24 protein-coding genes and 1 pseudogene are annotated in these 25895 nt (G+C 69.3%); 14 read left to right on the forward strand and 11 right to left on the reverse strand.

The window, feature by feature from the left end; genetic code table 11:
* Positions 1–163: 163 nt before the first annotated feature.
* Both ACFFIC_RS08885 and ACFFIC_RS08890 read left to right on the forward strand, forming a co-directional pair.
* A pseudogene (locus ACFFIC_RS08885) lies at positions 164–463 on the forward strand (DUF4142 domain-containing protein); the annotation flags it as partial.
* A gap of 22 nt (positions 464–485) precedes the next feature.
* Positions 486–713, forward strand: a complete 228-nt coding sequence (locus ACFFIC_RS08890) for a DUF4142 domain-containing protein (protein WP_377049848.1) — start codon at positions 486–488, stop codon at positions 711–713.
* Between the two features lie 479 nt (positions 714–1192).
* On the opposite strand, the gene ACFFIC_RS08895 is transcribed toward ACFFIC_RS08890, so the two are convergent.
* On the reverse strand, positions 1193–1330 hold the full coding sequence (locus ACFFIC_RS08895) for a hypothetical protein (protein ID WP_377049819.1): 138 nt from the start codon (positions 1328–1330) through the stop codon (positions 1193–1195).
* 317 nt (positions 1331–1647) lie between these two features.
* On the opposite strand from ACFFIC_RS08895, the gene ACFFIC_RS08900 reads away from it, so the two are divergent.
* Together ACFFIC_RS08900 and ACFFIC_RS08905 are read left to right on the forward strand one after the other, a co-directional pair.
* Positions 1648–2109, forward strand: a complete 462-nt coding sequence (locus ACFFIC_RS08900) for a sugar transferase (protein ID WP_377049820.1) — start codon at positions 1648–1650, stop codon at positions 2107–2109.
* A gap of 130 nt (positions 2110–2239) precedes the next feature.
* Positions 2240–2410, forward strand: coding sequence for a hypothetical protein (locus ACFFIC_RS08905; RefSeq protein ID WP_377049821.1), 171 nt, complete (start codon positions 2240–2242; stop codon positions 2408–2410).
* A gap of 50 nt (positions 2411–2460) precedes the next feature.
* Here ACFFIC_RS08905 and ACFFIC_RS08910 read toward each other — a convergent pair whose 3' ends face one another.
* Together ACFFIC_RS08910 and ACFFIC_RS08915 are read right to left on the reverse strand one after the other, a co-directional pair.
* Positions 2461–3132, reverse strand: a complete 672-nt coding sequence (locus tag ACFFIC_RS08910; RefSeq protein ID WP_377049822.1) for a GntR family transcriptional regulator — start codon at positions 3130–3132, stop codon at positions 2461–2463.
* 11 nt (positions 3133–3143) lie between these two features.
* Complete coding sequence (locus ACFFIC_RS08915; protein WP_377049823.1) at positions 3144–3821, reverse strand: hypothetical protein; 678 nt, start codon at positions 3819–3821, stop codon at positions 3144–3146.
* A 105-nt stretch (positions 3822–3926) separates the two neighbouring features.
* Here ACFFIC_RS08915 and ACFFIC_RS08920 point away from each other — a divergent pair, with 105 nt between their 5' ends.
* Genes ACFFIC_RS08920 through ACFFIC_RS08930 form a run of 3 tightly spaced genes read left to right on the forward strand, consistent with a single transcriptional unit; the run spans position 3927 to position 6908 of the window.
* Positions 3927–4508 carry an amino acid synthesis family protein gene (locus tag ACFFIC_RS08920; protein ID WP_377049824.1) on the forward strand — a complete coding sequence of 194 codons (582 nt, stop codon included), beginning with the start codon at positions 3927–3929 and terminating at the stop codon, positions 4506–4508.
* A gap of 1 nt (position 4509) precedes the next feature.
* Positions 4510–5706 (forward strand): amidohydrolase family protein, encoded by a 1197-nt coding sequence (locus tag ACFFIC_RS08925; RefSeq protein WP_377049825.1) that lies wholly within the window; start codon positions 4510–4512, stop codon positions 5704–5706.
* The gene (locus ACFFIC_RS08930; protein ID WP_377049826.1) at positions 5706–6908 is read left to right on the forward strand and encodes an FAD-dependent oxidoreductase; all 1203 of its coding nucleotides are present in this window, start codon (positions 5706–5708) and stop codon (positions 6906–6908) included. Before ACFFIC_RS08925 ends, ACFFIC_RS08930 begins: the two co-directional genes overlap by 1 nt.
* Here the strand turns inward: ACFFIC_RS08930 and ACFFIC_RS08935 are convergent.
* Positions 6905–7879, reverse strand: a complete 975-nt coding sequence (locus ACFFIC_RS08935; protein ID WP_377049827.1) for a Bug family tripartite tricarboxylate transporter substrate binding protein — start codon at positions 7877–7879, stop codon at positions 6905–6907. The genes ACFFIC_RS08930 and ACFFIC_RS08935 overlap by 4 nt on opposite strands.
* Positions 7880–8049: 170 nt before the next feature.
* Between ACFFIC_RS08935 and ACFFIC_RS08940 the strand changes: the two genes are divergently transcribed.
* Positions 8050–8793, forward strand: coding sequence for an SDR family oxidoreductase (locus tag ACFFIC_RS08940; protein WP_377049828.1), 744 nt, complete (start codon positions 8050–8052; stop codon positions 8791–8793).
* 12 nt (positions 8794–8805) lie between these two features.
* Here ACFFIC_RS08940 and ACFFIC_RS08945 read toward each other — a convergent pair whose 3' ends face one another.
* The 5 genes from ACFFIC_RS08945 to ACFFIC_RS08965 all read right to left on the reverse strand — a co-directional run bounded on the left by ACFFIC_RS08945 (position 8806) and on the right by ACFFIC_RS08965 (position 15030).
* Complete coding sequence (locus ACFFIC_RS08945) at positions 8806–10422, reverse strand: FAD-dependent monooxygenase (RefSeq protein WP_377049829.1); 1617 nt, start codon at positions 10420–10422, stop codon at positions 8806–8808.
* Positions 10423–10486: 64 nt separating this feature from the next.
* Entirely contained in the window at positions 10487–11419 is a 933-nt protein-coding gene (locus ACFFIC_RS08950; protein ID WP_377049830.1) for a dihydrodipicolinate synthase family protein, read from the reverse strand.
* Positions 11420–11451: 32 nt separating this feature from the next.
* On the reverse strand, positions 11452–12426 hold the full coding sequence (locus ACFFIC_RS08955; RefSeq protein WP_377049831.1) for a Bug family tripartite tricarboxylate transporter substrate binding protein: 975 nt from the start codon (positions 12424–12426) through the stop codon (positions 11452–11454).
* Between the two features lie 77 nt (positions 12427–12503).
* A complete protein-coding gene (locus ACFFIC_RS08960; protein WP_377049832.1) occupies positions 12504–13571 on the reverse strand; it encodes a mandelate racemase/muconate lactonizing enzyme family protein in 1068 nt (355 codons plus the stop codon).
* Positions 13572–14025: 454 nt separating this feature from the next.
* The gene (locus ACFFIC_RS08965) at positions 14026–15030 is read right to left on the reverse strand and encodes a Bug family tripartite tricarboxylate transporter substrate binding protein (protein WP_377049833.1); all 1005 of its coding nucleotides are present in this window, start codon (positions 15028–15030) and stop codon (positions 14026–14028) included.
* Between the two features lie 298 nt (positions 15031–15328).
* Here ACFFIC_RS08965 and ACFFIC_RS08970 point away from each other — a divergent pair, with 298 nt between their 5' ends.
* The gene (locus ACFFIC_RS08970; protein WP_377049834.1) at positions 15329–15943 is read left to right on the forward strand and encodes a PadR family transcriptional regulator; all 615 of its coding nucleotides are present in this window, start codon (positions 15329–15331) and stop codon (positions 15941–15943) included.
* Positions 15943–16257 carry a DUF2218 domain-containing protein gene (locus ACFFIC_RS08975; protein WP_377049835.1) on the forward strand — a complete coding sequence of 105 codons (315 nt, stop codon included), beginning with the start codon at positions 15943–15945 and terminating at the stop codon, positions 16255–16257. Before ACFFIC_RS08970 ends, ACFFIC_RS08975 begins: the two co-directional genes overlap by 1 nt.
* A 165-nt stretch (positions 16258–16422) precedes the next feature.
* Here ACFFIC_RS08975 and ACFFIC_RS08980 read toward each other — a convergent pair whose 3' ends face one another.
* Both ACFFIC_RS08980 and ACFFIC_RS08985 read right to left on the reverse strand, forming a co-directional pair.
* Positions 16423–17019, reverse strand: a complete 597-nt coding sequence (locus tag ACFFIC_RS08980; RefSeq protein WP_377049836.1) for an FAD-dependent oxidoreductase — start codon at positions 17017–17019, stop codon at positions 16423–16425.
* A 2-nt stretch (positions 17020–17021) separates the two neighbouring features.
* A complete protein-coding gene (locus tag ACFFIC_RS08985) occupies positions 17022–18359 on the reverse strand; it encodes an NAD(P)/FAD-dependent oxidoreductase (RefSeq protein WP_377049837.1) in 1338 nt (445 codons plus the stop codon).
* 942 nt (positions 18360–19301) lie between these two features.
* On the opposite strand from ACFFIC_RS08985, the gene paoA reads away from it, so the two are divergent.
* The 4 genes from paoA (at position 19302) to rpoD (ending at position 25483) form a co-directional block, all read left to right on the forward strand.
* Positions 19302–19943, forward strand: a complete 642-nt coding sequence (paoA, locus tag ACFFIC_RS08990; protein ID WP_377049838.1) for an aldehyde dehydrogenase iron-sulfur subunit PaoA — start codon at positions 19302–19304, stop codon at positions 19941–19943.
* Positions 19940–20890 carry an FAD binding domain-containing protein gene (locus ACFFIC_RS08995; protein ID WP_377049839.1) on the forward strand — a complete coding sequence of 317 codons (951 nt, stop codon included), beginning with the start codon at positions 19940–19942 and terminating at the stop codon, positions 20888–20890. Before paoA ends, ACFFIC_RS08995 begins: the two co-directional genes overlap by 4 nt.
* A gap of 4 nt (positions 20891–20894) precedes the next feature.
* Positions 20895–23114, forward strand: coding sequence for an aldehyde oxidoreductase molybdenum-binding subunit PaoC (gene paoC / locus ACFFIC_RS09000; RefSeq protein WP_377049840.1), 2220 nt, complete (start codon positions 20895–20897; stop codon positions 23112–23114).
* A 452-nt stretch (positions 23115–23566) separates the two neighbouring features.
* Positions 23567–25483 carry an RNA polymerase sigma factor RpoD gene (rpoD, locus tag ACFFIC_RS09005; protein ID WP_377049841.1) on the forward strand — a complete coding sequence of 639 codons (1917 nt, stop codon included), beginning with the start codon at positions 23567–23569 and terminating at the stop codon, positions 25481–25483.
* Positions 25484–25895 lie beyond the last annotated feature (412 nt).

Below are 25895 nucleotides of genomic sequence, written 5' to 3' on the forward strand. Positions count from 1 at the left end.
CTTTGGCATCCGCGCGAAGCCGGTTGGTGCCACGTGCCGGACAGGGCGGGAGGGAATAGGCGTCCGCGCGACGAACGAGCCTCTCCTGTCCGCGTTGAAAACGGGCGTGCGACCCCTAGCGGTTGGCACGGGAAAGGCTGCGGGACGTGCCCGGCCACATCGGATGGTGGAAGGACGACCGCGGAGCAGGCAATTTTGGGCGTGGCCCTCTCGGCGCTGGTGCTTTCGGACTGCGCCGGAACGCAGAGGCGGCCAATACCAGTCTGGCGGCGGCACGGGCGAGGTGAACCCGACCCTTTCGAGAAGCGATGCCACCTTCATGACCACGGCGGCCAGGGGAGGGATGGCTGAGGTGCAGCTGGGGCAGCTAGCACAGCAGAATGGACGCTCGCCGGCTGTGAAGCGCTTGGGCCAGCACATGATCGACGACCACGGCCGCGCGAACCACGCCATGATGGAGCTGGCCCGGCAGACGCAGGGAGGGGATCGGGGCGGAGCACCAGCAGGTTTACGATCTTCTGGCTGCCCTGCGCGGGCGCGACTTCGACCGCGCTTACGCGCAGGCCATGGTAGAGGACCACGAGGAGGACATTCGCCTTTTCGAGGCTGAGGCACGCGATGGGACGGACGCCGATGTGAAGGCTTTCGCCGCGCAAGAGGTGCCGATGCTGCGTGAGCACCTCCGGGAAGTGCGGGCGCTGGCGCGGCGCTGAGGTCCGCCTCGACCGATGCCATGACGGCCGTCCGGTGGGGACCCTCCCCTGAAGGCCGAAGATCCGGATCACGGGCAGGCACCGCCACCCGGTGGGCGCTCGGGCCGGCGGCTTCATGGCTCAGGCCGCTGCTCCGGCTTTCATGCATCGCGGGCGAAAGTTTCGACGAGCCGGGGCAGAGCCTCTTTCTCGGCATGGAAGGTCACCTCCCGCCGGGCGTGGTCGAATGGCACTGCAGGCTGTGTTCCGGCCTCCATCCCTGGCCTTCTTGAGGGGAGCGTCCACGCTCTCGGTCCAGTCCCCACAGGTCATGTTGCCAACACGGAGGCGCAGCATGAGGATCCTTCGGGCGCAGGGCGCCGGAAGAAGATGGGAACAGCCACGCGCCCGGGGTCAAGGGTAGCGGTCTGATCAGTGAAGGCTGGGCCTGAGTCGCGCAGGTGAGAGGAGGATGGACGCCGGCTGTTCGGAGCGTCGGCTCAGAGAAGCTGGCGGAAGGCGTTGGCGAGCGCGATCCAGAGCAGAACAGATGTCGCTGCAATCAGTGGACCGGCCAGCCGCCAGACGAGGAGGCCGCCCATGGGTCTCGCGAAGATCGCTGAATGAAATGACAACATGGATGCTTTTCCCCCAAAGCGTAAAATGAACCGCAGCGCCGGAATGACCTTCCTGTTCCTTCCAAAAACCGTAATAGAAGGTGGCTGAAGGTAACAAATCACCGAAGTGTGAGCGAGCGATGCGCTCAGGCGGAATGATCTGTCTTTGGAATAACTCTTCGGTTGTTGCTTTTTATTATCGATATGCAGTGTTACGCACGTCTTTCTGTGAGGAAAGGCACAGCGCTCGCGGCACTCACACGGATAGCGTTCCGGTGTCCCGCACCGGATGTCGCTGGTGCATTTCTCCCGGTCCTGCCGGGTCAAACGGTGGCCGCATGCACCTTTCAGTTCCTCCGCCAGACCGTGTCGCCAGCCAAGCCCCGATCGATCAGGCGGTACAGCAGACCCCTTTGAGACCAGCCCCCCCAAGAGGCGCTGCGTCGCCTCGCAGGCAGGCTCAAGCGCATCTTTGGGTCCGAGGTACGGAGGTTCTCCTTGCGCTGGCCCTGCTGGCGCTGACCTTGCCGCTGCTGCTCCTGGTGGCTCTCGCCGTCCGACTGGAGGGACCAGGGCCGGTGCTCCGCAGGGCCGCTTACCGTGGCAGGGCAGGGCAGCGCTTCCACTTGCTCTCATTCCGGGTGGTGAGGGACGGTGAGCTTTCGATCGTGGGCGGTCTCATTCATCCATGCCGGATCGATCAGCTGCCAGCATTGATCAGCCTGCTGCGCGGCGACGTGGCGCTGTTCGAGCCCATGCCCGCGGAATGGGACGCAGTTCGCGGGAAGCAGCAGGGTTAGCGGCCCGGCCCCACCCAGAGTTCATCAAGTGCGCCGGAGGCGCGGCGCCGCTTTTCCATTTGCGACGACGTCGAAACTGTTTTAGTGTCCGATCACGATATCGCGAGCCTTGCGCTTGCCGGGGATTGGCATGCACCTGAAACACCCGCTTGACGGCGATCAGCAGATACTGCCGCCCTTTTCGAAGAAGGAACAGGAGCCCCGGGAGCGCCTCTCGCTGCGCCTGTCCCTCCTGGTCATCGTCGCGCTTTCCGTTGCCGCCTGGGCGGGGGTGGTTGCCCTGATCCGCCTGGTCCTCTGAGCGACCACGGACGTGGGCGCGTGACTGGTGCGTCTCCCTGCGGTACCTGCTCAGGCCGCGCGTGTTGACCTGATGGTGCCCGCGTGCCGGGCGGCCTCGCGTGCGGCCTGGACGTGCTTGACGGCCGCGAGACGGGCCGCTTCGGGCGCCCGGCTGGCGATCGCCTGCAGGATCGACCGCATCTCCAGCGCGCTTTCCGCCGCGCGTCCTTCCCTCGACATGGAGCGCGAGCGCAGCAGGTTGATCCGCGCGTGCAGGCCACGAAGCACGTCCTCGATGACGGCATTGCCGCAGCCGGAGAGCATCGCGGCGTAGAAGCGGGCCGTGGAGGCGATGCGGGCCGGGGCGTCCGCCGCGGCCGCGGCGGCGTCGAAGTCGGCGAGGGCGGCGGCCATGGCCTCCCTTTGCGCTTCGGTGGCGCGGGTGGCGGATAGGGCGGCGGCCTCGCCCTCCAGCAGGGCGCGGACATCGTAGATCTGCGCGGCTTCCTCCCAGCTCAACTCCGTCACCGACGGGCCCCGGTTGGGAGTCATCAGCACCAGGCGCTCTCCCTCCAGCCGCCTCAGCGCTTCACGGACGGAGCCGCGGCTGATGCCGAGGGCGCGGCACAGCTCGGCCTCGACCAGCCGTTGACCCGGCAGGAAATGACCCGAGACGATCGCCTCGCGCAGGCGGTCCACGGCCTGGGACTGGACGCCCTGGGGGGCGATGCGGAGATCCATGGCGGGGATGGTCAGGTGACCGGCGGGCGCTGGCGTGGGCGGATGGCCTCGAAGACGCCATAGGTGCCCTTGAACCAGGGCTCGGCCGCAAGCTTCGCACGCCAGGGCGTGGCGCGTGCCTTCTCCCGTGCGGGAGAGGTCAGGGCGGAACCGTCCGACAGGTAGTGCAGGGCGAGGCGGTTATAGGGCAGCGGGTCGGCGTCGGTCACACGGAAGCGGCGCACCATCAGCCACTCGGGCGCTTCCATGAGCAGCGGCACGTGGTCCTGCTCGTACCAGGCGTCGAATTCGCCGCAGCGCTCGGCGGGAACGTTGAACCAGACTGCGTAGAGCAGCGGTGCCTCCAGAGCGGACGCGGCGTCGCCCTCGGTCCGGCGGCGCACGGCGATCTCCTGGCCGATGTAGCGCGTGAAGCCGGACACGCTGCCGAGCATGTTGCGGGTGGCCTCGGTCGGGCGGTTCTTCACGCCGGCATAGGCTTCCGAGGCCAGCACGCCCGGTGCGTCCATCTCGTAGACGGCCAGGAAGCCGCCCGCACCCTCGGCGGTGTCGCGGTAGCGCCGGGCGGAGACGAAACCGGGCACGGCCATGCGGAGCGGGATGTGCTCCGTGTCGTACCAGTCGTGAAACCCGGCCTCCTGGCCGGGCGGCGGCGTCATCTCCGAAAACAGGATGGTCGTGCCCTGCACCAGCATTCTCCGCGCCCGAGGATTGTTTGACAATCTTATGATGCGCGGGAATCATCCGCAACGCCGATCGCGGCGCCTGCCCCGCCGCCCCTACGGGAATGCCTCATGCCGCTCGATGTCCGCCGCTGGTTCACGCAGGTTGAGGAAAGGGCCGTGGAGAACGGGCAGCGGCATGCTGCGCCCCTGCGAAAGGTGGCGGCGACGGCCATCGTCGGGAACCCCTTCGCCGGACGCTACGAGGCCGATCTGTCCCAGGCCGTTGCCGACAGCGAGGCCGTCGGCGCGCTGCTGGCGCGGCTCGCGGTCGAGGCCATGGGCGGCCTCGCGGTGGAAAGCTACGGGAAGGGTGGGGTGGTGGGGCTGCGAGGGGAGCAGGAGCATGCCAACGCCATGCTGACCACCACCTTCGCCGAGCCTCTGCGCGTCGCGGTGGGCGGGGCGCTCGCCTGGATCCCCTCCTTCACCAAGCTGGCGGCACCGGGCGCGGCCATTGACGTGCCGCTGGCGCACAAGGACGCCCTTTACGTGCGCTCTCACTACGATGGCGTCACCGTCGCGCTGCCGCCGGATGCGCCGGCACCGGACGAGGTCGCGCTGATCGTGGTGCTGGCCAACCGCGGCCGGCTGAACGCCAGGGTGGGCGGGCTGAAGGCGGCCGAGATCAGCGCACGGGACGGGCTGCGCTGACATGCGGGTCGCGATCGTCAACCTGTCGCGCATCGTATCGGGCGACCTGAACGCGCCCTTCGTGGCGGGAAGCAGCATCCTGCTGGAGGGTGGCCGGATCGCCGCCATCGGCGACCTGCCGCCCGGGAGCATCGCGGATGTCGATGTGACCGTGGATGCGGCGGGAACGATCGCGATTCCCGGGCTGATCGACAGCCACGTCCACATCACCTTCGGTGACTACACGCCGCGCCAGCGGGTGGTGGGCTATCTGGAGAGCTACCTGCACGGCGGCACCACGACGGCGATCACGGCCTCCGAGGTACACGTGCCCGGGCGGCCGAAGGACCCCGCCGGGGTGAAGGCGCTGGCGCTGGCCGCCGCCGCCTGCTTCCGCGACTATCGGCCGGGCGGCATGCGCGTGCATGCGGGATCGGTGATCCTGGAGCCCGGGCTGACCGGGGCCGACCTGCGGGAGCTGCGGGAGGCCGGAATCTGGCTGGCCAAGGCCGGCTTCGGTGCCTTCGCGACCCCTTACGACTACGCGCCGCTGATGCGTGAGGCGCGGGCCTGCGGGATGGTGACCACCATGCACACCGGTGGCTCTTCCATCCCGGGATCGTCGGGCATCTGGGCGGAGCACGTGCTGGCCTCGGACCCCACCGTTTCCTTTCACGTCAATGGCGGGCCGGTGGCGATGCCGGAGGAGGGTTTCGCGCGGCTGGTGGGGGAGAGTTCCGTCGCCATGCAGATCTGCACGGCAGGCAACCTGCGCACGGCGCTGCTGACCGCGCGGCTTCTGGAGGAGGCCGGACAGCCCGAGCGGCTGCTGATCGCGACGGACACGCCGACCGGAAGCGGCATCATGCCGCTCGGCATGTTCTACACGATCAGCCATCTGGCCAGCCTCGGCGGCATGGCGCCGGAGCGCGCCATCGCGGCGGCCACCGGCAACAACGCGCGCGTTTACGGCCTCAACGCCGGCATCCTGGCCGAAGGGCGCGATGCGGACGTGGTGCTGATCGACGCCTGTGCCGGGGGCTCGAAGGACGACGCGCTCTCGGCAATCTCCAACGGGGACGTGCCGGCTGTCTCGGCGGTGTTCACCGCCGGGGTGCCGCGCTTCGTCGGCCGCAGCCGCAACACGCCTGCGGGAATGCGCGAGGTGCGCGTCGCCGGCTGCCGGTTGCCCATGGATTTTTCGGGGAGCGCGCACTGATGGCCGTGCCGAGCGTGATCGTGGCGGGCGCGGGGCCGGTGGGCGTCATCACCGCGCTGGCCCTGGCGGATGCCGGCTTCTCCGTGACGCTGCTGGAGGCAGCGGGAGACATCGACCGCAACCCGCGCGCCTCCACCACGCATCCTTCCACGCTGGCGATGATCGAGCGCGTGGGACTGATCGAGCGCTTCGTCAGGGAGGGGCTGGTGGCGCGGCGCTTCCAGTTCTGGGATCGGCCGGCCGGGCGCAAGGTGGCGGAGTTCGACCACGCCGTGCTGGCGGAGGACACGCCCTTCCCCTTCGTCGTGCAGACGGAGCAGCACAAGCTGGCGCGCATGGGGCTCGACCGGCTGGCGACTTTGCCCAACGCCGACGTGCGGCTGAACACGGGCATCGTAGGGTTGGAGCAGGATGCGGCGGGCGTGTCGGCCAGGCTGACTGACGGTACGCTGCTGCGCGCTGACTGGCTGGTCGGCGCGGATGGCGGGCGGTCCACGGTGCGCAAGGCGCTGGGGATCGCGTTCGAGGGTTATACCTGGCCGGAGCGGTTCATCGTGCTGACGGTGACGGACGACTTCGAGGCGATGCTGGGCTGCTGCTTCCGCAACTACTTCGCCGACCCCGACGAATGGGCGAACCTGTTCAAGGTGGCGGGCGACGGTGAGGGCCCGCGCTGGCGGGCGGTGTTCCCCACGCGCGCCGACGAGCCGGATGAGGTGGCGCTTTCGGACGAGGAGGCCGAGGCCCGGCTCCAGGGGCTGCATCCGAAGCGTGGGCGGTACGACCTCGTGCACCGCAACCTCTACAAGGTCCACCAGAGGGTGGCGGCGCGCTTCCGGGAGGGCCGCGTCTTCCTCGCCGGGGATGCGGCGCATGTGAACAACCCGATCGGCGGCCTCGGGCTGAACTTCGGGATCCACGACGCGATCGACCTGGCGGACACGCTGTCGGCGCATGTGTTCGGCGGTGCCGACCCCGTGCTGCTGGACGGCTATGAGCGCCGCCGCCGCACGCTGAACATCGAGTTCGTGCAGCAGCAGACGGTGGCGAACAAGAAGCGCCTGGAGGAGAAGGACCCCTCGCGGCGCCGGACCGAACTGGACGCGCTGGCGGATACTGCGGCCAGTCCGGGACGTGCGCGGGAGTTTCTCCTGCGCACCTCCCTGATCGAGAGCACGCGGCGCGCCGCGGCGATGGCCTAGTCGAGCGTCGCGCCTGAGATCTGTACGGCCTCGCGCCAGACCGGGAGGTCCGCCTCGATACGGGCCGCGAGATCCGCTGGCGTGTTGCAGACGGGATCGACGCCAAGGCGGCCAAGCGCCGCGCGGAAGTTCGCGTCGGCGCAGGCCGGGCGCAGGGCCTCCGCGAGGCGCGCGACGATGGCGGGTGGCGTGCCCGCCGGGGCGGCGATGCCGTTCCAGGTTTCGGTGAGCACGCCACCAACACCCTGCTCCGTCACCGTCGGCACGTCCGGCAGCTCGGCGATGCGCGCGCGGCCGGAGGTTGCGATCACGCGCAACCTTCCGCCCGCGAGCTGCGGCACGGCCTCGGCCGGATTGCCGAAGTAGGCGGCCACGCGCCCACCCAGCAGATCCTGCACCGCGGGGCCGCCACCACGATAGGGAATGTGCTGCATCTCGATCCCGGCGCGGCGCAGGAACAGGGCCATGGTGAGGTGGCTGCCCGAGCCGTTGCCGGCGGATGCGTAGTTCAGCGTGGGGTCGCGCCGGGCGAGGGCGATGAACTCCTGAAGGTTCGAGACCCCGAGTTGAGTGGGCACCGTCAGGGCGAAAGGATTGCTCGCCACGATCGACACCGGCGCGAAGCTGCGGACCGGATCGTAGCGGACGCTCGTCAGCGCGGGCAGCACGACCATCTGCGAGGCGCTGGCGACCAGAAGCGTGTAGCCATCCGGGCGGCTGGCGGCGACGAACTCCGCGGCAATGGTGCCGTTGCCGCCGCTGCGGTTCTCGACCACGACGGGCCTGCCCAGGCGTGCGCCCATCCATTCGGCGGCGAGGCGGCCGATGCTGTCCGTCACGCCGCCGGGTGCGAAGGGAACCACCAGCCGAATCGGGCGGTCGGGCCAGTTCTCCTGCGCCGATGCCGGGCCCGGAAGCGCGAGGGCGGCGAGTGAAAGCGCGGTGCGCCGCCGGAACACGGGAAAAGCCATCAAGCCCTCTGTCGCTGTAGCGGTTTCCCGGTCAGCAAGAACCGTTCCCCGTTGCGCGCCAGCATAGTGCATCAGGGTGCTTGGTTCACGCGGAATGCATCCCCGGAGGTGGTTCCCGCATCGGCCGCCCCCATGCGAGCATGGGTGAAACAGGCAGGGAGTGCGGGTCCATGGGTGAACGGCTGCGAGGCAAGAGCGCCTTCGTGACGGCGGCCGGGCAGGGGATCGGGCGTGCCATCGCGCTCGCCTTCGTCAGCGAGGGGGGGCGGGTGGTCGCGACGGACCGCGACGCGGACAAGCTCTCGGGGCTGGAAGGCTGCGAAACGCGGGCACTCGACGTGCTCGACGACGCGGCCTTCGCGCGCGCGGTCGCGGAGGCCGGGGCTCTGGACGTGATGGTGAACTGCGCCGGGATCGTGCACCAGAACACCGCCCTGACCTGCACGGATGCCGAGTGGGAGCTGGCCTTCGCCTTGAATTGCCGGGCGACCTGGAAGGGCATGGCCGCGGTGCTGCCCGGCATGGTGGAGCGCGGCCGCGGCGCGGTGGTCAACATCGCGAGCGCCGCGGGCTGGGCAAAGGCGGCGCCGAACCGCTTCACCTATGCGGCGACCAAGGCGGCCGTGGTGGGAATGACCAAGGCGGCGGCGGTGGACGTGGTGGCGCAGGGCGTGCGGCTGAACTGCATCTGCCCGGGCACGGTGGACACACCCTCTCTCGGGGAGCGGATCGCGGCCAATGCCGCGGCCGCCGGGGGGATGGAGGCGGCACGGGGCGCCTTCGTGGCGCGGCAGGCCATGGGGCGGCTGGGCAGCGCGGAGGAGATCGCCGCGCTGGCCGTGTATCTCGCCTCGGACGAGAGCGCCTTCGTCACCGGGCAGGCGATCGTCATCGATGGTGGCTGGACGCTGTAGCCGCGCCCGCCCTCAGAAACCCGTGGCGGTGGCCGCCAGCGCCGCGGGGTCGGCTGGCGGGGCATCGCCGCGCCAGACCACGTGCAGGTCGGGGCGCAGCAGCAGGAGGTCGTGGCCGTAAAGGGCGCGCGGTGCGTCCTCCGCGACCTCGATCACCGAGAGAGGTGCGCCGCGGGCGCGGAACGCCTGCTGCATGCTGGCGGTGTCGGCGGCCGTGCCACCGAGGCGGAGCAGGGCGTAGCCGCTGTCGGGGATGTGGTCCTGCACCGCCGAGCCGTCCGCGCGCCATGTATGGGGCAGGCGCGCACCGGGCCAGGTGGTGGGGTGATACTCGCGGAACAGGTGTTCGGGCCCGCCCGGGATGTTGTCGATGATGGGACTGTCGACGTACCGGTAGCCGAGCTCGGCGCCGATCATCTCGTTGGTCTTGCGCTGCTCCACATCCGCCACGCGGGCGAGGTTTTCGCGCGCGGCCTGGCCGGCGGGTGTCGCGTCGCGGATCTCCGGCCGGTACTGCGAGCGCCACTTGCGGCGGCCGAGCGAGGCGTAGCGGGAGGCGCCGATGTTGCGGTCGCCGACCTGGCGGCGCTCCACCTCGTAGGAGCGCAGAAGATTCGGGCCGCCCCAGCCGCGCAGCGTTCCCGCGAGCTTCCAGGACAGGTCGAAGGCGTCGCCGACGCCGGTGTTCATGCCGAGGCCGCCCGTGGGGATCACGAGGTGGGCGGAATCGCCGGCCAGGAACACGCGGCCTTCGCCGTATCGATCTGCGAGGAGGAGGTTCTGTCGCCATTCGCCGCAGTAGAGCATCTCGTACGCCACGGGGGCGGCGACGACCTGCTCGAACTGCCGCCTCATCGCCTCGTCGCTGTCCACCACGGCGTGCAGGGTCCAATGGCGGGTGGAGTCCTGCATGATCAGGAAGCTCGAACGATCGTCGGCCACGTGGTAGTGGCGGCCGTGCCCGGGGCCGTGGCCCAGGGGCAGGCGGGCGAAAAGCTCGTCGCAGCGATACAGGGCCTGGCGGAGCCGGAGCAGGTTGCCTTCGCCGCGCAGGCGGATGTTGAGCTGGCGCCGCACGGCGCTTGAGCCGCCATCGCAGCCGGCCAGGAAGGCGGCGCGGATGCTGCGGGTTGCGCCGCCGGGGGCGCGGATGGTGGCCGTTACGCCTTGCTCGTCCTGGGTGAAGGCCTCGAAGGCGTGGCCGTAGAGCAGGGTGACGGAGGGGAAGTCCCCGGCCACCGACTTCAGCAGGGGCTCCAGCGTGTACTGGGAGATGAGCTGGTAGGCTTCCGCCGGCTGCGTGCCGTCATCGCTGGCGGCGCATTGCGCCTGGGCCTCGGCGACGGAGGGATAGGGCAGGTGGAGCAGCGGCGGCTCGACCATGGAAAGCACCACGAAGACGTCCATGGGCACATTCGCCGCGAGCCCCGCGGCACGGATGCGCGGGGCGAGGCCGATGCGCCGGTAGAGTTCCATGGTGCGGGCGTTGCAGCGCTCCATCTTCGGCAGGAACTCCGGCGCCGGCTTCTGCTCCACGAGGGTGCAGCGGATGCCGCGGCGGCCGAGGTCGATAGCGAGCGTCAGCCCGACCGGGCCAGCGCCCACGATGATCACCTCCGTGTCGAACATGGCGTTCCGGTGTCTCCCTTGCGTCCGTAGCGAGCGGGCGCCTGGACCCGCCCACCGTCATGCCTCAGGCGGCCGCGGAACGGCCGTCCCCGAGCAATCCCCATTCGCCGAGGCGGCGCTGGAGTTCGCTCGACTGGCGCTCGGTGAGCGGCCAGGCGCCGGGTGGCCGGACATGGCCGCAGTCCTGGCCCATCATGCGAAGCGCGGTCTTCACCACGGAGACGTTGGTGCCGTTGCCCTCCTCCGCGCGCAGCTCCTCGAAGGCGGACATGGTGGCGATGAGTGCATTGGCCCGCGCGTAATCGCCCGCGGACAGGGCAGCATGGATCGCGACGGAGTGTTCCGGCCAGACGTTGATCAGGCCGGAGGTGAAGCCGCGCGCGCCCACCGCGCAGAGCGGCGGCGCCCAGGTCTCGGCCAGGCCGCCGACCCAGACGGTGCCGGGATCGGCGCGGCGGATGGCTTCGGCCAGGCGGAGTGGCGTGGGGCTGGCCCATTTCACGCCGGCGACGCCGGGGATGCGGCAGAGTTGCTCGATGGCGTCGAGGCCGATGCCGTCGTTGCGGAGATAGAGCACCAGCGGCAGGCCGTCGCCGGCTTCGGCCACGCGCTGCACGTAGGACACCACGCCGCGCGGGGCGACGAAGGGGTCGGGGGGCTGGTGGACCATCAGCGCGGCGGCGCCGGCCGCGCGGGAGGCGCGGGCGAGCGCCACGGCATCGCCGATGCTGCGGCCGACGCCGGCGACCAGGGGCACGCGGCCGTCCACCATCTCGGCCACGGCATGGACCATCCGTTCGGCCTCGGCGGTGGTCAGGCCGTAGAACTCGCCGGTGTTGCCGTTGGCCGTAAGGATGTGGACGCCCGCGGCGATGGCGCGGTCGATCACCGGGCGGAGGCGCTGCGGCGCCACCTGGTCGTCGTTGTCGAAGGGGGTGACCAGGATGCCGGAGATCCCGGGCAGGGCCTTGAGGAAGTTGGGATTGGGGGCGGGCATGGCGGCCTTTCCTTGGGGTGGCGTGGGTGCCGCTAGTCCGGCTTGACGTTGGCGCTCCGCACGACCTCGCCCCACCGGGCGATCTCGCTGCGCAGGAAGGCGCCGAACGCCTCGGGCGTGTCGCCGCCGGGCTCGGCCCCCTGGTCCTGCAGGACCTTGGAGACGGCGGGTGCCTGGAGGGCGCCTGCGATCGCCTCCCGGAGCGCCGTGACCAGGGCGGGCGGGGTGCGGGCGGGGGCCACGAAGCCGTGCCAGTTGTCGGCGCGGACCTGGGGAAGGCCGGCCTCCGCCGTGGTGGGCACGTCCGGGAAGTGGGGCGAGCGGTGCTCGCTGCCGATCACGATGGGGCGGAGCGCGCCCGCCGCGAGCTGGGGCATCAGGATCGGCAGGTCGGCCCAGCCCATCTGGGTCTCGCCCGTCAGCATGGCCGTGACGATCTGGCCGCCGCTGCGGTAGGGCACGTGGACCACGTCGATTCCGGCCGCGGCGCGCAGCGCCTCCATGGCCAGGTGCGGCATGCTGCCGTTGCCCGAGGTGCTGTAGTTCAGCTTGCCCGGCTGCTGCTTGGCCAGCGCGATCAGCGCCGCGAGATCCCTGACGGGGAGGGAGGGCGCGACCGCCAGGATCTCGGCCACGCGCACGCCCATGGTGACCGGCACGAGGTCGCGCAGCACGTCATAGGGCATGGAGGGCTGGAGGGAGGGCGAGATGGCCAGGGCGCCCGCCGAGCAGAGGCCGATGGTGTGGCCGTCCGGCTGCGCCTTGGCCACCGCGTCGGTCCCGACCACCCCGCCGCTGCCGGCGCGGTTGTCCACCACCACGGGCTGGCCGAGGGCCGCGGAAAGCGTGGGGGCCAGTGCGCGGGCGGCGATGTCGCTGGGGCCGCCGGGCGCGAACGGGACCACCAGGCGGATCGCGCGGCTGGGCCAGCCGGCCGGCCGGGTTCCCTGCGCCAAGGCCGGTGCGGCGAGCAGGATGGGCGAGGCGAGCAGTCGGCGTCGGTTCATGGGAGTCCTCCGGGACGCTTCCGTTGTGGTTACGTGGAACTTGCCACCCCTGGCGCCGCTGGAACAGGCGCCCGGCCCTAGGCGGCTTCCGGCACAGGGTCCAGGCCCAGGCCGGCGGATTGCGGCAGGGCAACCCTTCCGTCGCGGGGGAGGAGGGCATCGCCGAAGGGCGGGTGTTCCAGGCTGGCGTGGTAGCATTCCAGCGCCGCGCCCTGGTTCCACGCGGCGATCAGGTGAGCGGTGGCCAGCAGGGCCGGGCCGAAATAGGGGGCGTGCGGCACCACGGGCAGGCCGTTTTCCCGCGCCAGGGCCGCGACCTCCAGCACGCGGGAGATGCCCAGCTTGGCCACGCTGGGCTGGAGGACATCCACGGCGCCCGCGGCCACCATGGCGCGGAACTCCTCCACCGTGCCCGCGCACTCGCCGGCGGCCACGGGCAGTCCCCCGGCGGCACGGACCTGGGCGATGGCCGTGAAGTCCTCGGGCGGCCAGACCGGTTCCTCGATGAAGCGCGGGGAGAGGGGAGCGATCTCCGCGGCCCAGGCGATGGCCTCGGGGGCGGGGAAGGCGCAGTTCATGTCGATCATGAGGGGCAGGCCCGGCACGGCGCCCCGCGCGGCGCGGAGGCAGGCCGGGTCGATTTCGTGCAGCTTCAGCTCGGTGAAACCCTGAGCCGCCGCATCGGCGGCGTTGCGGGCCACGGTGTCGGGATCGCCGTAGCGGAGCAGGCTGGCATAGGCCGGAACCTCCGGCGTTTCCGGCCCGCCCAGCAGGCGGTGGAGCGGAAGGCCCGCCAGGCGGCCGGCGATGTCCCAAAGGGCGATGTCCACCCCGGCGATGGCGAAGCTGGCCGGGCCGTTGCGGCCGAAGTTGTGAAGGCGGCGGTGCAGCAAGCCCGTCAGCGCCGCGATGTCGCGTGGGTCCTGGCCGATGCAGAGGGGAGCGACCAGGGCGTCCACCGCGCGCTGCGTGACCTCCGCCAAGGTGAAGCCGAAGGCCTCGCCCCAGCCCGTGACGCCGGCATCGGTGTCCACGCGCACCAGCAGGGTTGCCATGGTTCGCAGGCGGAGGTTGCCGCCCTGGCCATCGCCGCCATAGGTGAAGGGGCTTTGGCGCAGCTCCGTCGTGACGCGCGTGATCTTCAACCTGTTCCCTCCGTTGGCCCCGGCACCGTCGGGCCTGAGGCGACCGTAAGCAAGCGCGGGGGGGAGCGTCGGGCCTACCCCGGAAACGTGGAAGGCTCCGGCCAAGGGAAAGGGATCGCCACGACGCGGCGGAGACGGTTCGGGAAGAAATTCAAGGAGGAGGCGGTCCGGCTCGTCCGGAGGTCTCGGGAAGGTTCTGCCGACGCTGGTCCGGTGGATTAGCCAGGGCCGACACCGGCTGACCGACGAGCCCGGACCGCCCGGACCGGAGGACTTCGCGGGCGCGCCGAAGCGGCGGCGTTGGAAGGAGAACGGGATTTGCCAACCGGAAAGCGACACTGTTCAAACCGGCCGCGGGTTCGTCGCCAGCGAGGAACTTCGGTGAAACCCGTGCCCATCGGTTCGGCGCCGATGCCTTGCCACCAACCCCCAGCAGGTCGAGCGGCCGCGTGGTTTATTCCAGCCGGAGGTCGGCGCGGCGAACCACCTCGCTCCAGCGGCTGCGCTCGGACAGGATGAAGTCGCGGAACTGCTCGGGCGTGTTCGGCGCGGCCTCGGCCCCCTCGGCTTCGAGGCGCGCGCGCAGGGCCTCGCCGCGCAGGGCGCGGGCGGAGGCCGCGTTCAGCCGGTTCACGATCGGGCGTGGCGTGTTCGCGGGAGCGAGAAGGCCATACCACTGCGTGGCCTCGAAGCCGGGGGCGCCCTGCTCGGCGATGGTCGGTATGTCGGGCGCGGCGGGAAGGCGGTGCAGGGACGATACACCGAGAGCACGCAGCAAGCCCGCGCGCACCGGCGGCAGGGCAGGCGGGCCGCCGGTGAAGGTGAGGTCGATCGTGCCGCCGATGAGGTCGTTCATCATGGGCGCGGTGCCGCGATAGGGCACGTGCTCCATCACCGTGTCCGTCGCCAGGTTGAAGGCGGCCATGGCGATGTGGGCGGCCGAGCCGTTGCCACCCGAGCCGTAGGACAGCGAGCGTGGCCGCTGCCTCGCGAGCGCGATCAGCTCCGCGACGCCGCCAGCCGCGACCCGGCTGGGGTTCACCACCATGACGTTGGGCACGACAGCGGCCAGCGTGATGGGCGCGAAGGACTCCACCGTGTCGAAAGACAACCGGCGGTAGAGGGAAGGGTTCACCGCGAGGGTGCCGATATGCCCCAGCAGCAGCGTGTAGCCATCGGGCGCCGCATGGGCGACGGCTTCCGTGCCGATGGTGCCGCCGGCGCCGCCGCGGTTCTCCACCACGAAAGGCTGTCCGAACTCCGCCTGAAGATCGGCGGCCAGGGCGCGGGCAATGATGTCGGTGGAGCCGCCGGGGGTGAAGGGCACGACGATGCGTACGGGCCGCGCCGGCCAGGTGCCCTGGGCCAGGGCGGGGGCCGGCAGCGCCAGGATGCCGGCGGCAGGAAGGGCGAGCAGGCCCGCAAGGATCGCGCGGCGAGAGGAGGGAGGCGCTGTCACGCGCGCACCGGTGAGATCATGAAGCGCATCGCGCCTCCTCCTGCCTGCTTCCGGCCGTTCGGGGCGCCGGTGCGGACTCAGCCAAGGCTAAAGGCGGTCCTTACGGGAACAGCCATCAAATCTTGCGGCTGACTCATAAGCCAGGGGAATAGCCGCGCGTGGCATCGGGCCGCAGGCCACTCACGGGACGATGGTGGAAAGCCGTTCGGACCCGACGGTAGCGTTACACTTCGAACGCTTGCATCCGCCCGACAATAGATATATCTAAATTCTATCTTAGATGGGCTAAGGAGGCCTGATGTTCCGAAAATCTCAGTACGCCCATGGCTGCGAAGGCCATCGGCGGCATTTCGCACGGCGCGGGCATGGTCCCGACAGCGACGCGTTCGGGGATGGCTTCGGCGGACGCGGCGGCATGGGTCGCGGCGGTCCAGGCCGTTCGGGCCTGGGGCGTTTCTTCGCCCATGGCGACCTGCGGCTGGTGATCCTTCATCTGGTCGCCGAGAAGCCGCGGCACGGCTACGAGCTGATCCGCGCGATCGAGGACCGGGTGGGCGGAGCCTATAGCCCGAGCCCCGGTGTGATCTACCCGACGCTCACGTTGCTTGAGGAGCTTGGCCTCGTCACCGCCCATGCGGGCGAGGGGCCCGGGGGCAAGAAGCTGCACCAGATCACGGAGGAAGGGCACGCCTTCCTGGCGGAGAACCGCGTGGCGGTGGAGGCGCTGCTCGCCCGCATGGATGAGGCCGGGCGGGTGCATGGCGGCGGTCCGGCGCCGCAGGTCGCGCGCGCGGTCGAGAATCTCCGCATGGCGTTGCGGCTGCGGCTCGCGCGCGGGCCGCTGAGCGAGGAGCAGGCGCTTGCCGTGGCCGCCGCGCTCGACGCGGCCGCCACGTCGGTGGAGCGAAGCTGATGACGGCCGAGGGCGCATTCCGGTCGGCGGCCCGGGTGGAGATGGCCGTGCCGTCCCGCTATCTCACGCAGCTCTGCAAGCACTTCGAGCACAAGCTGCCGGTGACCCATGACGGGAAGCGGGGAAGCATTGCCTTTTCCGCCGGCACCTGCGCGCTGGAAGCCGAGGACGGAGTGCTGGTGCTCCGCGTCTCCACGGAAGACGAGGCGGCGCTGGACAGGCTGGAGGACGTGGTGGCCCGCCACCTGCTGCGCTTCGCCTTCCGCGAGCCCCCGGCAATTTGCTGGGTGCGGGAGGCGCCAAGCGCTGCCTGAGACAGGACGGCGCGCATTCCTTGGCGGCAGTGCTGGCGGTGTTCGCGGCGTTGATACCGGCCTGCGAGAATTGATACGACCGGCCGCCGCCCCGGCGCCTGGGTGCCTCGCCGCGCGGCACAAGCTCCGTGTGGGGACGAAACACGATGCACCCGCCCGAGCCCGTCATGGATGTGGCTCATATTGGCCACCTGGAACTGCTGGCGCCGAAACCGAAGGAGTCCCTGCGCTTCCTGGTGGACGTCCTGGGCATGACGGAGAGCGGGCGGCGGGGCGACAGCGTCTATTTCCAGGGCTGGGACGACTACGAGCGCTACTCTCGGGCCCCGGCTCGCACCGCAGCAGCCCGAACCCGCGCGCTATCTCCTCATAGTGGTCCGGCTTGGCGGCAAGCCTGATCTTGCCCGAGCGGCGGACGTCGCAGGCGATGTTCTCTTCCCGCGCGATCCGCTCCACCGTGTCGACCGCGTCCTCGACGGCGCGGTCGATGCGGCGGGCGTGGTCGCGCCCCAGGCTGTCCGTCAGCGCCGAGAGGATGTGGGCAGATCCGTTGTTCACATGGCCACCGTTCCGGTCGGATGTTTGCCCGACAACCTTGCCCGTCTCCAGCACCGCCCCGCTCGCGCCGCCCTGCGCCAGCGCGGCGAACGGCCCGGTGCGGCCGCCGCCGATCACGGCCAGGTCCACGGAGCCCTCCACCGGCCCGGCTTCCGCCTCCTCGAAGGGTGCGGTCGTGCCGAGCCAGCGAGGCGTTGCCTTCATGATCACATCATCCCGGGCTTCTGGATGCGGGATCCGTCCACCAGGCGCTCGTAGCGGAAGGGAGATGGGTCCACCGCTGGCGTGCGGCCCAGGATGATGTCCGCCGCCAGCTGCCCGGCGCCGGGCCCGATGCCGAAGCCATGTCCGCTATAGCCGGTGGAAAGATACAGGCCGGGCAGGGCGCCCACCGCGGAGATCACCGGCACCGCATCCGGCGTGGAATCGATCCAGCCGCCCCAGATCCGCGCCATCTTGGTGCCGGCGAGTTCCGGGAAGGACTTCGCGAGCTGCCGCAGGGCGGGTTCCACGACACCCGCCTTGGGCGCGGGGTCGAGCACGCGCATGTCCTCCGCCTCGAAGATGGTGGGGCGGTCCATGCGCCAGCGGCGGGGAAAGGCCTGGGGGCCGCGGAAGAAGGACTCGCCGAGGCCGAACTTCACCATCTTCCGGCGTGCCACGAGGGTCGGCCAGAATTTGCGGGCGTAGCGCAGGCCCTGCGGCGTGATCTCGATCTGCCCACGGTTGTTGGCGGCGACGATGTAGCCGCCGTCCTCGCGCCGGCCGACCGTGATGTCCGAGGTGTAGAGTCCCCCTGGCGTGATCTCGGGTGCTGGCTCGGTGAGAAAGACGGTGGAACGGATGCTGGACTGCGGCAGGTCCAGCCCGTGCCGGCGCAGGAACATGGAGGACCAGGCGCCGCCCGCCACCAGCACCTGCGCCGCACGCAGGGTGCTATGCTCGGTGATCACGCCGGCCACGCGGCCGGCCTGGATGTCGAGGCCCCGCACCGCGCATCGCTGGTGGATCGTGGCACCGAGCCTGCGCGCCGCACCGGCGATGGCGGGGGCGGCCTTGCGCGGCTCCGCCCTGCCGTCCCGCGGGGAGTGCACGCCGCCGATCCAGCCGCCATCCTGGCCGGGCGTCATGGAACGGGCTTCCTCCGCCGAAAGGATGCGGCTGTGGAACTGGTAGGTGCCGGCCATCTCGACCCAGCGCCGCCAGCTCTCCAGCTCTTCCTCGCTGCGCGTGGCATAGATCAGCCCGGTGCGGCGGAAGCCGACATCGATGCCGGCCTCCTTCGGCAGCGAGTCCCACAGCTCCATGCTGCGCAGCATGACCGGGATCTCGCGCTCGTCGCGGTTCTGCACGCGGCACCAGCCCCAGTTGCGGCTGGACTGCTCGCCGGCGACCACGCCCTTCTCAAGCAGCGCAACGCGGCGGCCGGCCCTGGCCAGGAAGTAGGCGGTCGTTACCCCGGCGATGCCGCCGCCGATGATGGCGACATCCACCTCGGTGGGCAGGTGCGGATCGCTGACAACGGGATCGACAGGCGGCGACATGCGTGGAACTCCGGAGCGGAAGTGGAGGGTCAAAGACCCAGCAGGGCGGGCAGGCCACCGATGTCGGGGATTTCGTGGAAGCCATGGAAGTCATTCCCCCGCGGCTCGTGCCCGTGGTTGAACCAGGCCTTGTCAGGGATGCACAGGTCATGGGCGGTCAGCCGATCGTAGCGTAAAGGAAGAGGAGACGTGCAGCAGGTCTTCCAGCCGCCCGCCCAGCTGCGCCAGCATGTACTCGAAGGCCTGCATGCGCGGATTGTAGGCCTAAGCCTGCTTGGCCGTGAACACCGCGTGGAAGGGTGCCTCCAGCTTCGCCACGTCACGATGGATCTGGTGGTTGGCGGCATTCGGCAGGATCACGAGGGGAACTCCTTCGCCACCCGCGCCAGTCGCTCCGGTACATCTGGGTGCGGCCCCCATGTGGGCACTGCGGGGTGCCGCATGATCGGGTTGTCGCCCTAGCTCGCAGCGCTGGACCTGGCCAAAGTGGGCACGGGCGATGCGCCGCCACCGGTCCTTCCCGCGTATGCCAGGCCCGGGGCAGGTCTCAGCCGCCTTCCGAATGGCCATGATCGGAGTGTTCCCTGCCTTGCCCAAGCAACGGTGAGGGGGAGCTTTTCCTGCCGGACGGGCCTCGCCAGCGCCGAGCACTGGCTCCAAGGAAACGGCGGCCGGCCGCGACCAGCCCCATTCCGGCAGAGTACGGCCGGGGGCCAGCGCTACCTTTCCGCCCCGAAGGTTGAGCCCCTGCCGGGTGAGGATGCCCCAAATTCCCCATAAGCACCGGACCACGAATTTCCGCGCTGGACCGATCACCTTCGGCGCGCGGAAGCGTTCTCCTACGCAATACGACGTGGAGCACGGCATCGGGACAGCGGGGCGGCCGCCAGACCTGGCAGGCGCCTCCGCCCTTAGCGGTGCGGTCAAGGAAAGATGTGGCAGATGCAGAAAGCCAGTGAATTCGAGTTGTCGAGGCGTGGACTGATAGCGGCGACGACGGTTGCGGCGGCGGTGCCGGCGGCACCGTTTGCGGCGCATGCGCAGGCGGAGGTGGCCCCGTCCGGCACACCCGTCATGTCCAAGCTCTCCCTTCAGGTAAACGGCCAGCAGGTTGCGCTGGAGTTGGATACCCGGACAACGCTGCTCGACGCCCTGCGCGAGCATCTTCGCCTGACCGGCAGCAAGAAGGGGTGCGATCACGGGCAATGCGGCGCCTGCACGGTGATGGTGGACGGGCGGCGGGTTAATTCCTGCCTGACACTGGCTATCATGCATCAGGGGGATGAGGTCACGACCATCGAGGGGCTGGGCCATCCGGAGAACCTGCATCCCATGCAGGCTGCCTTCGTGAAGCATGACGGCTACCAGTGCGGCTACTGCACCCCCGGCCAGATCTGCTCCTCGGTCGCCATGCTGGAGGAGATCAAGGCGGGCGTGCCCAGCCATGTCAGCGCCGACCTCCGGGCGGCCCCGCAGATCACGGCGGAAGAGATCCGCGAGCGCATGAGCGGCAACATCTGCCGATGCGGCGCCTATTCCAACATTGTTGACGCGATCACCGAAGTCGCGGGGAGGCAGGCATGAGGCCTTTCACCTACGAGAGGCCCGGCACGCCGGTCGAAGCCGCCTCCGCCGCTGCCCGCATGCCGGGCGCCAGGTTCATCGCGGGCGGAACCAACCTGCTTGACCTCATGAAGCTGCAGATCGAGGTGCCCATCCACCTGATCGACGTCAACGGACTTGGCCTGGATCGCATCGAGCCGACGCCCGAAGGCGGGCTGCGCATCGGTGCGCTGGTGCGCAACACCGATCTGGCCGCGGATGAGCGTGTGCGGCGCGACTACGGCGTGCTGTCCCGCGCGCTGCTGGCGGGCGCGACGGGGCAGCTGCGGAACAAGGCCACCACGGCGGGCAACCTGCTCCAGCGCACGCGCTGCCCCTATTTCTATGACACCGCGCAGCCCTGCAACAAGCGGCAGCCCGGCAGCGGCTGCTCGGCGATCGGCGGTGTGTCCCGTCAGCTCGCGGTCATTGGCACGAGCGAAGCCTGCATCGCCACTCATCCCGGCGACATGGCAGTGGCCATGCGCGTGCTGGACGCCGTTGTCGAGACGGTCAGGGGCGACGGCAGCAGCCGGCGTATCCCTATCGGCGAGTTCCACCGCCTGCCCGGCGACGCGCCACATCTGGACACAACCCTGGAGCGGGGCGAGCTGATCACGGCGGTTACCCTGCCACCGCCCGCTGGCGGGGTGCAGATCTACCGCAAGGTCCGTGACCGTGCCTCCTATGCCTTCGCCCTGGTCTCGGTCGCGGCCGTCATCCAGCGCGACGGGACCGGCCGGGTGGCGCTCGGCGGCGTGGCCCACAAGCCCTGGCGCGTGGAAGCCGCCGATAACGTGCTTCCCCGCGGCGCCAAACAAGCGGCCACCGCGCTGCTGGATAGCGCGACACCCACCCACGACAACGCGTTCAAGCTTGCGCTGGCCGAGCGCACGCTCGGTTCCGTGCTGGCCGAGGCGAGGACCTGACATCATGCGCTTCGACACGCCGGCCACAACGAATCCCATCGACCAGCTCCGCGTCGTCGGCAAGCCGACCGATCGCATCGACGGTCCGGCCAAGACCACCGGGCGGGCACCTTATGCTTACGAGCGATACGACGTCGCCCCGAACCAGGCCTATGGCTACGTGCTGGGTGCCGGTTTCGCGAAAGGGCGCATCACGGCCATGGACACCGCCGCGGCGAAGGCCGCGCCCGGCGTGGTCACGGTTGTCACCACCCTCGACATGCCCCGGCTGGAGCGAAGCGAGTCCAACATCGCTTATCTCTTCGGTGGGCCGGAGATCCAGCATTACCACCAGGCCGTCGCAGTGGTGGTCGCCGAGACTTTCGAGCAGGCGCGCGATGCCGCTTTTCTGATCCGCACCGACTACGCCCGGGAGCCCGGCCGTTTCGACCTTGCGGCCAGGGCCGCAACCGCACCGCTCGTTAGCGGTGACAGCCAGGAAGGCAGCAGCGCTCCGGCCGAGGACCGGACCGGTGACTTTGACGGAGCCTTCGCGCAGAGCCCGGTGCGCATCGACCAGACCTATACGACCCCCTATGAGAGCCATGCGATGATGGAGCCGCACGCGACCATCGCGGCCTGGAATGGCGACAAGCTCACCGTCTGGACGTCCAACCAGATGATCGCCTGGGGCAAGCGTGACCTGGCGAAGACCCTCGGCATCCGCCCGGAGAACCTCCGCCTGGATTCGCCTTATGTCGGCGGCGGCTTCGGTGGCAAGCTGTTCATCCGCGCTGACATCGTGCTCGCGGCCTTGGGGGCGAAGGCTGCCCGCCGGCCCGTGAAGCTGGCGCTCACCCGTCCGCTCGTTGCGAACAACACGACGCACCGCTCCGCAACCATTCAGCGCATCCGTATCGGCGCCGGGCGGGACGGCAAGATCACGGCGATTGCGCATGAGAGCACCTCCGGCAACCTGCCGGACGGCAAGCCAGAGACGGCCGTCCAGCAGACAAAGCTGCTCTACGCGGGTGCGAACCGGCTGACGGCGATGCGTCTGGCGGAACTGGACCTGCCCGAGAGCAACGCCATGCGGGCGCCAGGAGAGGCTCCTGGCTTGATGGCGTTGGAAATTGCAATTGACGAGATGGCGGAGAAGCTCGGCCTTGACCCGGTCGAATTCCGGATCCTGAACGACACCCAGGTCGATCCGGAGCATCCCGAGCGCCCCTTCTCCCAGCGCCACCTCATCGAGTGCCTTCGCCTCGGCGCGGATCGGTTCGGCTGGTCGGGCCGCAATGCCACGCCTGGCCGGCGCCGGGAAGGCAAGTGGCTGGTCGGCATGGGAGTCGCGGCGGGGTTCCGCAACAATCTGCTCGCCAAGTCCGGTGCCCGCGTTCACCTGGACAAGCAGGGCGTGGTCACGGTCGAGACGGACATGACCGACATCGGTACGGGCAGCTACACCATCATCGCCCAGACCGCCGCCGAGATGATGGGTGTTCCGCTGGAAAAGGTGGTGGTGCGCCTGGGTGACTCCGACTTTCCGGCCTCTGCCGGATCCGGCGGGCAGTGGGGTGCCAATAATTCCACGGCGGGCGTCTATGCCGCCTGCGTCAAGCTGCGCGATGCCGTGGCGAAGTCACTCGGCTTCAACTCGGCCGACGCCGTCTTTGCCGACGGACAGGTCCGCGCCGGCAACCGCAGCGCGCCGATCGGCCAGGCTGCCGGCGAGGGTGGCCTCTCCGCCGAGGACCAGATCGAGTTCGGCGACCTCGCCAAGCGGTACCAGCAGTCGACCTTCGCAGGGCATTTCGTCGAAGTGGGGGTGGATGCCGCGACCGGCGAGACGCGGGTCCGGCGGATGCTGGCCGTCTGCTCGGCGGGACGGATACTCAACCCCAAGTCGGCGCGATCCCAGGTGATCGGCGCAATGACGATGGGGGTTGGCGCCGCGCTGATGGAAGAGCTCGCCGTGGACAAGCGGCACGGCTTCTTCGTCAATCACGACCTGGCCGGATATGAGGTGCCGGTGCATGCCGATATTCCACACCAGGAAGTCATCTTTCTGGACGAGGTGGACCCGGCGTCATCGCCCATGAAGGCCAAGGGCGTCGGCGAACTCGGGCTTTGTGGGGTTGGCGCAGCAATCGCGAATGCCGTCTACAACGCGACAGGGGTGCGTGTGCGCGATTACCCCATCACGCTCGACAAGCTGATCGAGCACCTGCCGGAGGTGGCCTGAACCTGCGGGAAACGGATGGGCATGGATTTGCCCATGCGACTGCTTTTCTACTGAACATGGCTGCTGAGCTGCAGACGGTGTCGCCACCTGCTCCGGGGCCGCTCTGAACAGCGGCTTCACACCTGGAGCCTTCGGAACAGGGTGCTGGTTAGGACTGCGCCCCGGTCTTCAGAAGCGGACGGGCTAAAGCTTTCCATATTTTAATGTTGCTCACCCAAGTTGCTCCCGTTTCGGGGCAGGAGGTCATTCTGCCCCGCCCGGACGCCGTTGCATTCTCGCAGCACCGCTTTGTTTGCAGGGCCGCAATGGCGAGTTGGAAACAACAAAATCTGTTTTAGCCCTATGCTTGGCGACCCAGCGCCCCCAGATGGGCACCTCCCGGTGGGTCGCAGTTCCGTGAGGAGCGCGGCTCGGAGCCGGGCGCGCAGGCGGGGCAACACAGAGGATTGAGCATGGCAGCGATGGAAGCTGACGGCGAGTTTGTGCTGGACGAGCGGGAGGAGGCTCTCCTTTCCTCGCTGCCTGAGGCGGAAGGGCAGGCCCTGCGCCGCCTGACCGGGCTCGCACGAAGCCGCGGCCATGTCACCCATGCCGAGGTCTCCGCCGCTCTCCCGTCGGACCAGCTTTCATCGGACCGGATCGAGGATGCGCTTGGCGTGCTCTCGGCCATGGGCGTCGAGGTCGCCGATGATGATGAGGCTGAGCCGGAGGAGGGCGAGACCGCCGAGGGGCCGCCCGCGGTGGCCGAGGAGGACGGCGAGCCCGTAGGCAACGTCAAGGACGACGCCGGGCGCAACGCCGATCCCGTACGCATGTACCTGCGCGACATGGGCACGATGATGTTGCTGAGCCGCGAGGGCGAGATCGCCATCGCCAAGCGCATCGAGGCCGGGCGCAACATGATGATCGAGGGGCTCTGCGAGGCTCCTCTCGTGCTGGACGCCATTCTGAACTGGTATCGGGCAGTTCGGGACGGAAGCATGTTGCTGAGGGACGTGCTCGATCTGGAGGCGACCGCCGGCGCCGGCGAGGGGCCTGCCGATGACGCTTCCGAGCCCGATGACGACGAGGCCGGTGAGGCGGGCGAGGGCGGCGGAATGGTTTCGCCCTCGGTGCTCGAGCAGCAGCTCAAGCCCGATGCCATGGCAGCCTTCGAGGCGATCGAGGTGGCCTGGCAAGCCATGCTGGGGCTGCAGGCGCGCCGCATGGCGGCCTATGCGGACGGCGATGTCCTCAAGCCGGCGGAGGAGGCGGAGTTCGCCCGGTTGAGGGGCGAACTGGTGGCGCTGGTCGGCAGGGTTCATCTGCACGCGAACCGTACCTCGGAACTGGTGGAGCGCCTCCGGGAGGTCAACAAGCGCTTGATGAGTGCGGAGGGGCGCCTTCTCCGTATTGCCGAGATGGCGGGGGTGAAGCGCGACGACTTCCTGGCCGTCTATCGCGTTGCCGCCACTTCGCCGGACTGGATTGCCGGCCTGGCCTCGCGCAAGGGCAAGGGCTGGATGGCCCTCGCGACGCGCTATGCCTCGGAGGCGGAGGAGGCGCGCGCGGCCATCTACGCGATCGCCGAGGAGGCTGGCCTGCCCATCGCGGAGTTCCGCCGCGTGCAGGCGGTCGTCGCAAAGGGCGAGCGCGACATGAACCGGGCGAAGAAGGAGATGATCGAGGCCAATCTCCGCCTCGTGATCTCCATCGCCAAGAAGTACACCAACCGCGGCCTGCAGTTCCTGGACCTGATCCAGGAAGGGAATATCGGCCTGATGAAGGCGGTCGATAAGTTCGAGTACCGCCGTGGCTTCAAGTTTTCGACCTACGCCACCTGGTGGATCCGGCAGTCCGTCACGCGCGCCATTGCTGATCAGGCGCGGACCATTCGCGTGCCGGTGCACATGACGGAGACCGTCAACAAGCTGAACCGCACATCACGGCAGATGATGCATGAGCTCGGGCGCGAGCCGACGCCTGCCGAGCTCGCGGAGAAGATGGGCCTTCCCGTCGACAAGGTGATCAAGGCGCAGAAGATCGCACGTGAGCCGATCAGCCTTGAAACTCCGATCGGGGATGAGGAGGATAGCCATCTCGGCGACTTCATCCGGGACGAGAACGCGGTGATGCCGCTGGATGTCGCGGTCCATGCCGGATTGCGAGACGCCGCGAGCAAGGCTCTTGCCGGGCTGACGCCGCGTGAGGAGCGAGTGCTGCGGATGCGGTTCGGCATCGGCATGAACTCCGACCACACGCTGGAAGAGGTTGGCCAGCAATTCAGCGTGACGCGCGAGCGCATCCGTCAGATTGAGGCGAAGGCGCTGCGCAAGATGAAGCACCCGACGCGGGCCAAACAACTCCGAAGCTTCCTTGACGAAGCTTAGGGAGCGGAATGGGCTTCAACTCTAGGATGTCGGGAGGGCGGGCGCCGCGAGGCGTTCTGCCCGCCCGCGCTCCAGGACCGAGCACTTGCTTGTGGCCCAGGTTCGCCGCCGTCCCGCTCTGCAGCATTCGCTGCTCTATTTGGGTAGATTGACGCCTCAAGCTGAAGGTGATCGCGGGTCTGGTGTAGTTTGGACTGGGCACGCCGCTGCCGTTTGCTGCTTAGCATGCCTGCGGTGCTTGCCGTCATAACGCTGCTATACGGAGACAGCCGCAGGCAACCCTGCTTCGTCCTCACCAGATGAGTGCAGATGGCCAAGTGTTTGATTATGCACTGGGTGTCCGCACCGCAGAGGCTGGCTCGTTCCACCGGACGTGCGGGGCCGAAGGGCTTTCCGAACAGCCGCACCATCT

The organism is Muricoccus vinaceus, assembly GCF_042433125.1.
GTDB classification, from domain to species: domain Bacteria; phylum Pseudomonadota; class Alphaproteobacteria; order Acetobacterales; family Acetobacteraceae; genus Roseomonas; species Roseomonas vinacea.

Coding starts and splice junctions, on each gene's coding strand:
- ACFFIC_RS08895 (WP_377049819.1), bottom strand. CDS start 1,330: ATGTTGTCATTTCATTCAGCGATCTTCGCGAGACCCATGGGCGGCCTC.
- ACFFIC_RS08955 (WP_377049831.1), bottom strand. CDS start 12,426: ATGAACCGACGCCGACTGCTCGCCTCGCCCATCCTGCTCGCCGCACCG.
- ACFFIC_RS08940 (WP_377049828.1), top strand. CDS start 8,050: ATGGGTGAACGGCTGCGAGGCAAGAGCGCCTTCGTGACGGCGGCCGGG.
- paoA (WP_377049838.1), top strand. CDS start 19,302: ATGCAGAAAGCCAGTGAATTCGAGTTGTCGAGGCGTGGACTGATAGCG.
- paoC (WP_377049840.1), top strand. CDS start 20,895: ATGCGCTTCGACACGCCGGCCACAACGAATCCCATCGACCAGCTCCGC.
- ACFFIC_RS08950 (WP_377049830.1), bottom strand. CDS start 11,419: ATGCCCGCCCCCAATCCCAACTTCCTCAAGGCCCTGCCCGGGATCTCC.
- ACFFIC_RS08910 (WP_377049822.1), bottom strand. CDS start 3,132: ATGGATCTCCGCATCGCCCCCCAGGGCGTCCAGTCCCAGGCCGTGGAC.
- ACFFIC_RS08920 (WP_377049824.1), top strand. CDS start 3,927: ATGCCGCTCGATGTCCGCCGCTGGTTCACGCAGGTTGAGGAAAGGGCC.
- ACFFIC_RS08980 (WP_377049836.1), bottom strand. CDS start 17,019: ATGAAGGCAACGCCTCGCTGGCTCGGCACGACCGCACCCTTCGAGGAG.
- ACFFIC_RS08935 (WP_377049827.1), bottom strand. CDS start 7,879: ATGGCTTTTCCCGTGTTCCGGCGGCGCACCGCGCTTTCACTCGCCGCC.
- ACFFIC_RS08995 (WP_377049839.1), top strand. CDS start 19,940: ATGAGGCCTTTCACCTACGAGAGGCCCGGCACGCCGGTCGAAGCCGCC.
- ACFFIC_RS08905 (WP_377049821.1), top strand. CDS start 2,240: ATGCACCTGAAACACCCGCTTGACGGCGATCAGCAGATACTGCCGCCC.
- ACFFIC_RS08930 (WP_377049826.1), top strand. CDS start 5,706: ATGGCCGTGCCGAGCGTGATCGTGGCGGGCGCGGGGCCGGTGGGCGTC.
- rpoD (WP_377049841.1), top strand. CDS start 23,567: ATGGCAGCGATGGAAGCTGACGGCGAGTTTGTGCTGGACGAGCGGGAG.
- ACFFIC_RS08900 (WP_377049820.1), top strand. CDS start 1,648: ATGCACCTTTCAGTTCCTCCGCCAGACCGTGTCGCCAGCCAAGCCCCG.
- ACFFIC_RS08985 (WP_377049837.1), bottom strand. CDS start 18,359: ATGTCGCCGCCTGTCGATCCCGTTGTCAGCGATCCGCACCTGCCCACC.
- ACFFIC_RS08970 (WP_377049834.1), top strand. CDS start 15,329: ATGTTCCGAAAATCTCAGTACGCCCATGGCTGCGAAGGCCATCGGCGG.
- ACFFIC_RS08975 (WP_377049835.1), top strand. CDS start 15,943: ATGACGGCCGAGGGCGCATTCCGGTCGGCGGCCCGGGTGGAGATGGCC.
- ACFFIC_RS08925 (WP_377049825.1), top strand. CDS start 4,510: ATGCGGGTCGCGATCGTCAACCTGTCGCGCATCGTATCGGGCGACCTG.
- ACFFIC_RS08945 (WP_377049829.1), bottom strand. CDS start 10,422: ATGTTCGACACGGAGGTGATCATCGTGGGCGCTGGCCCGGTCGGGCTG.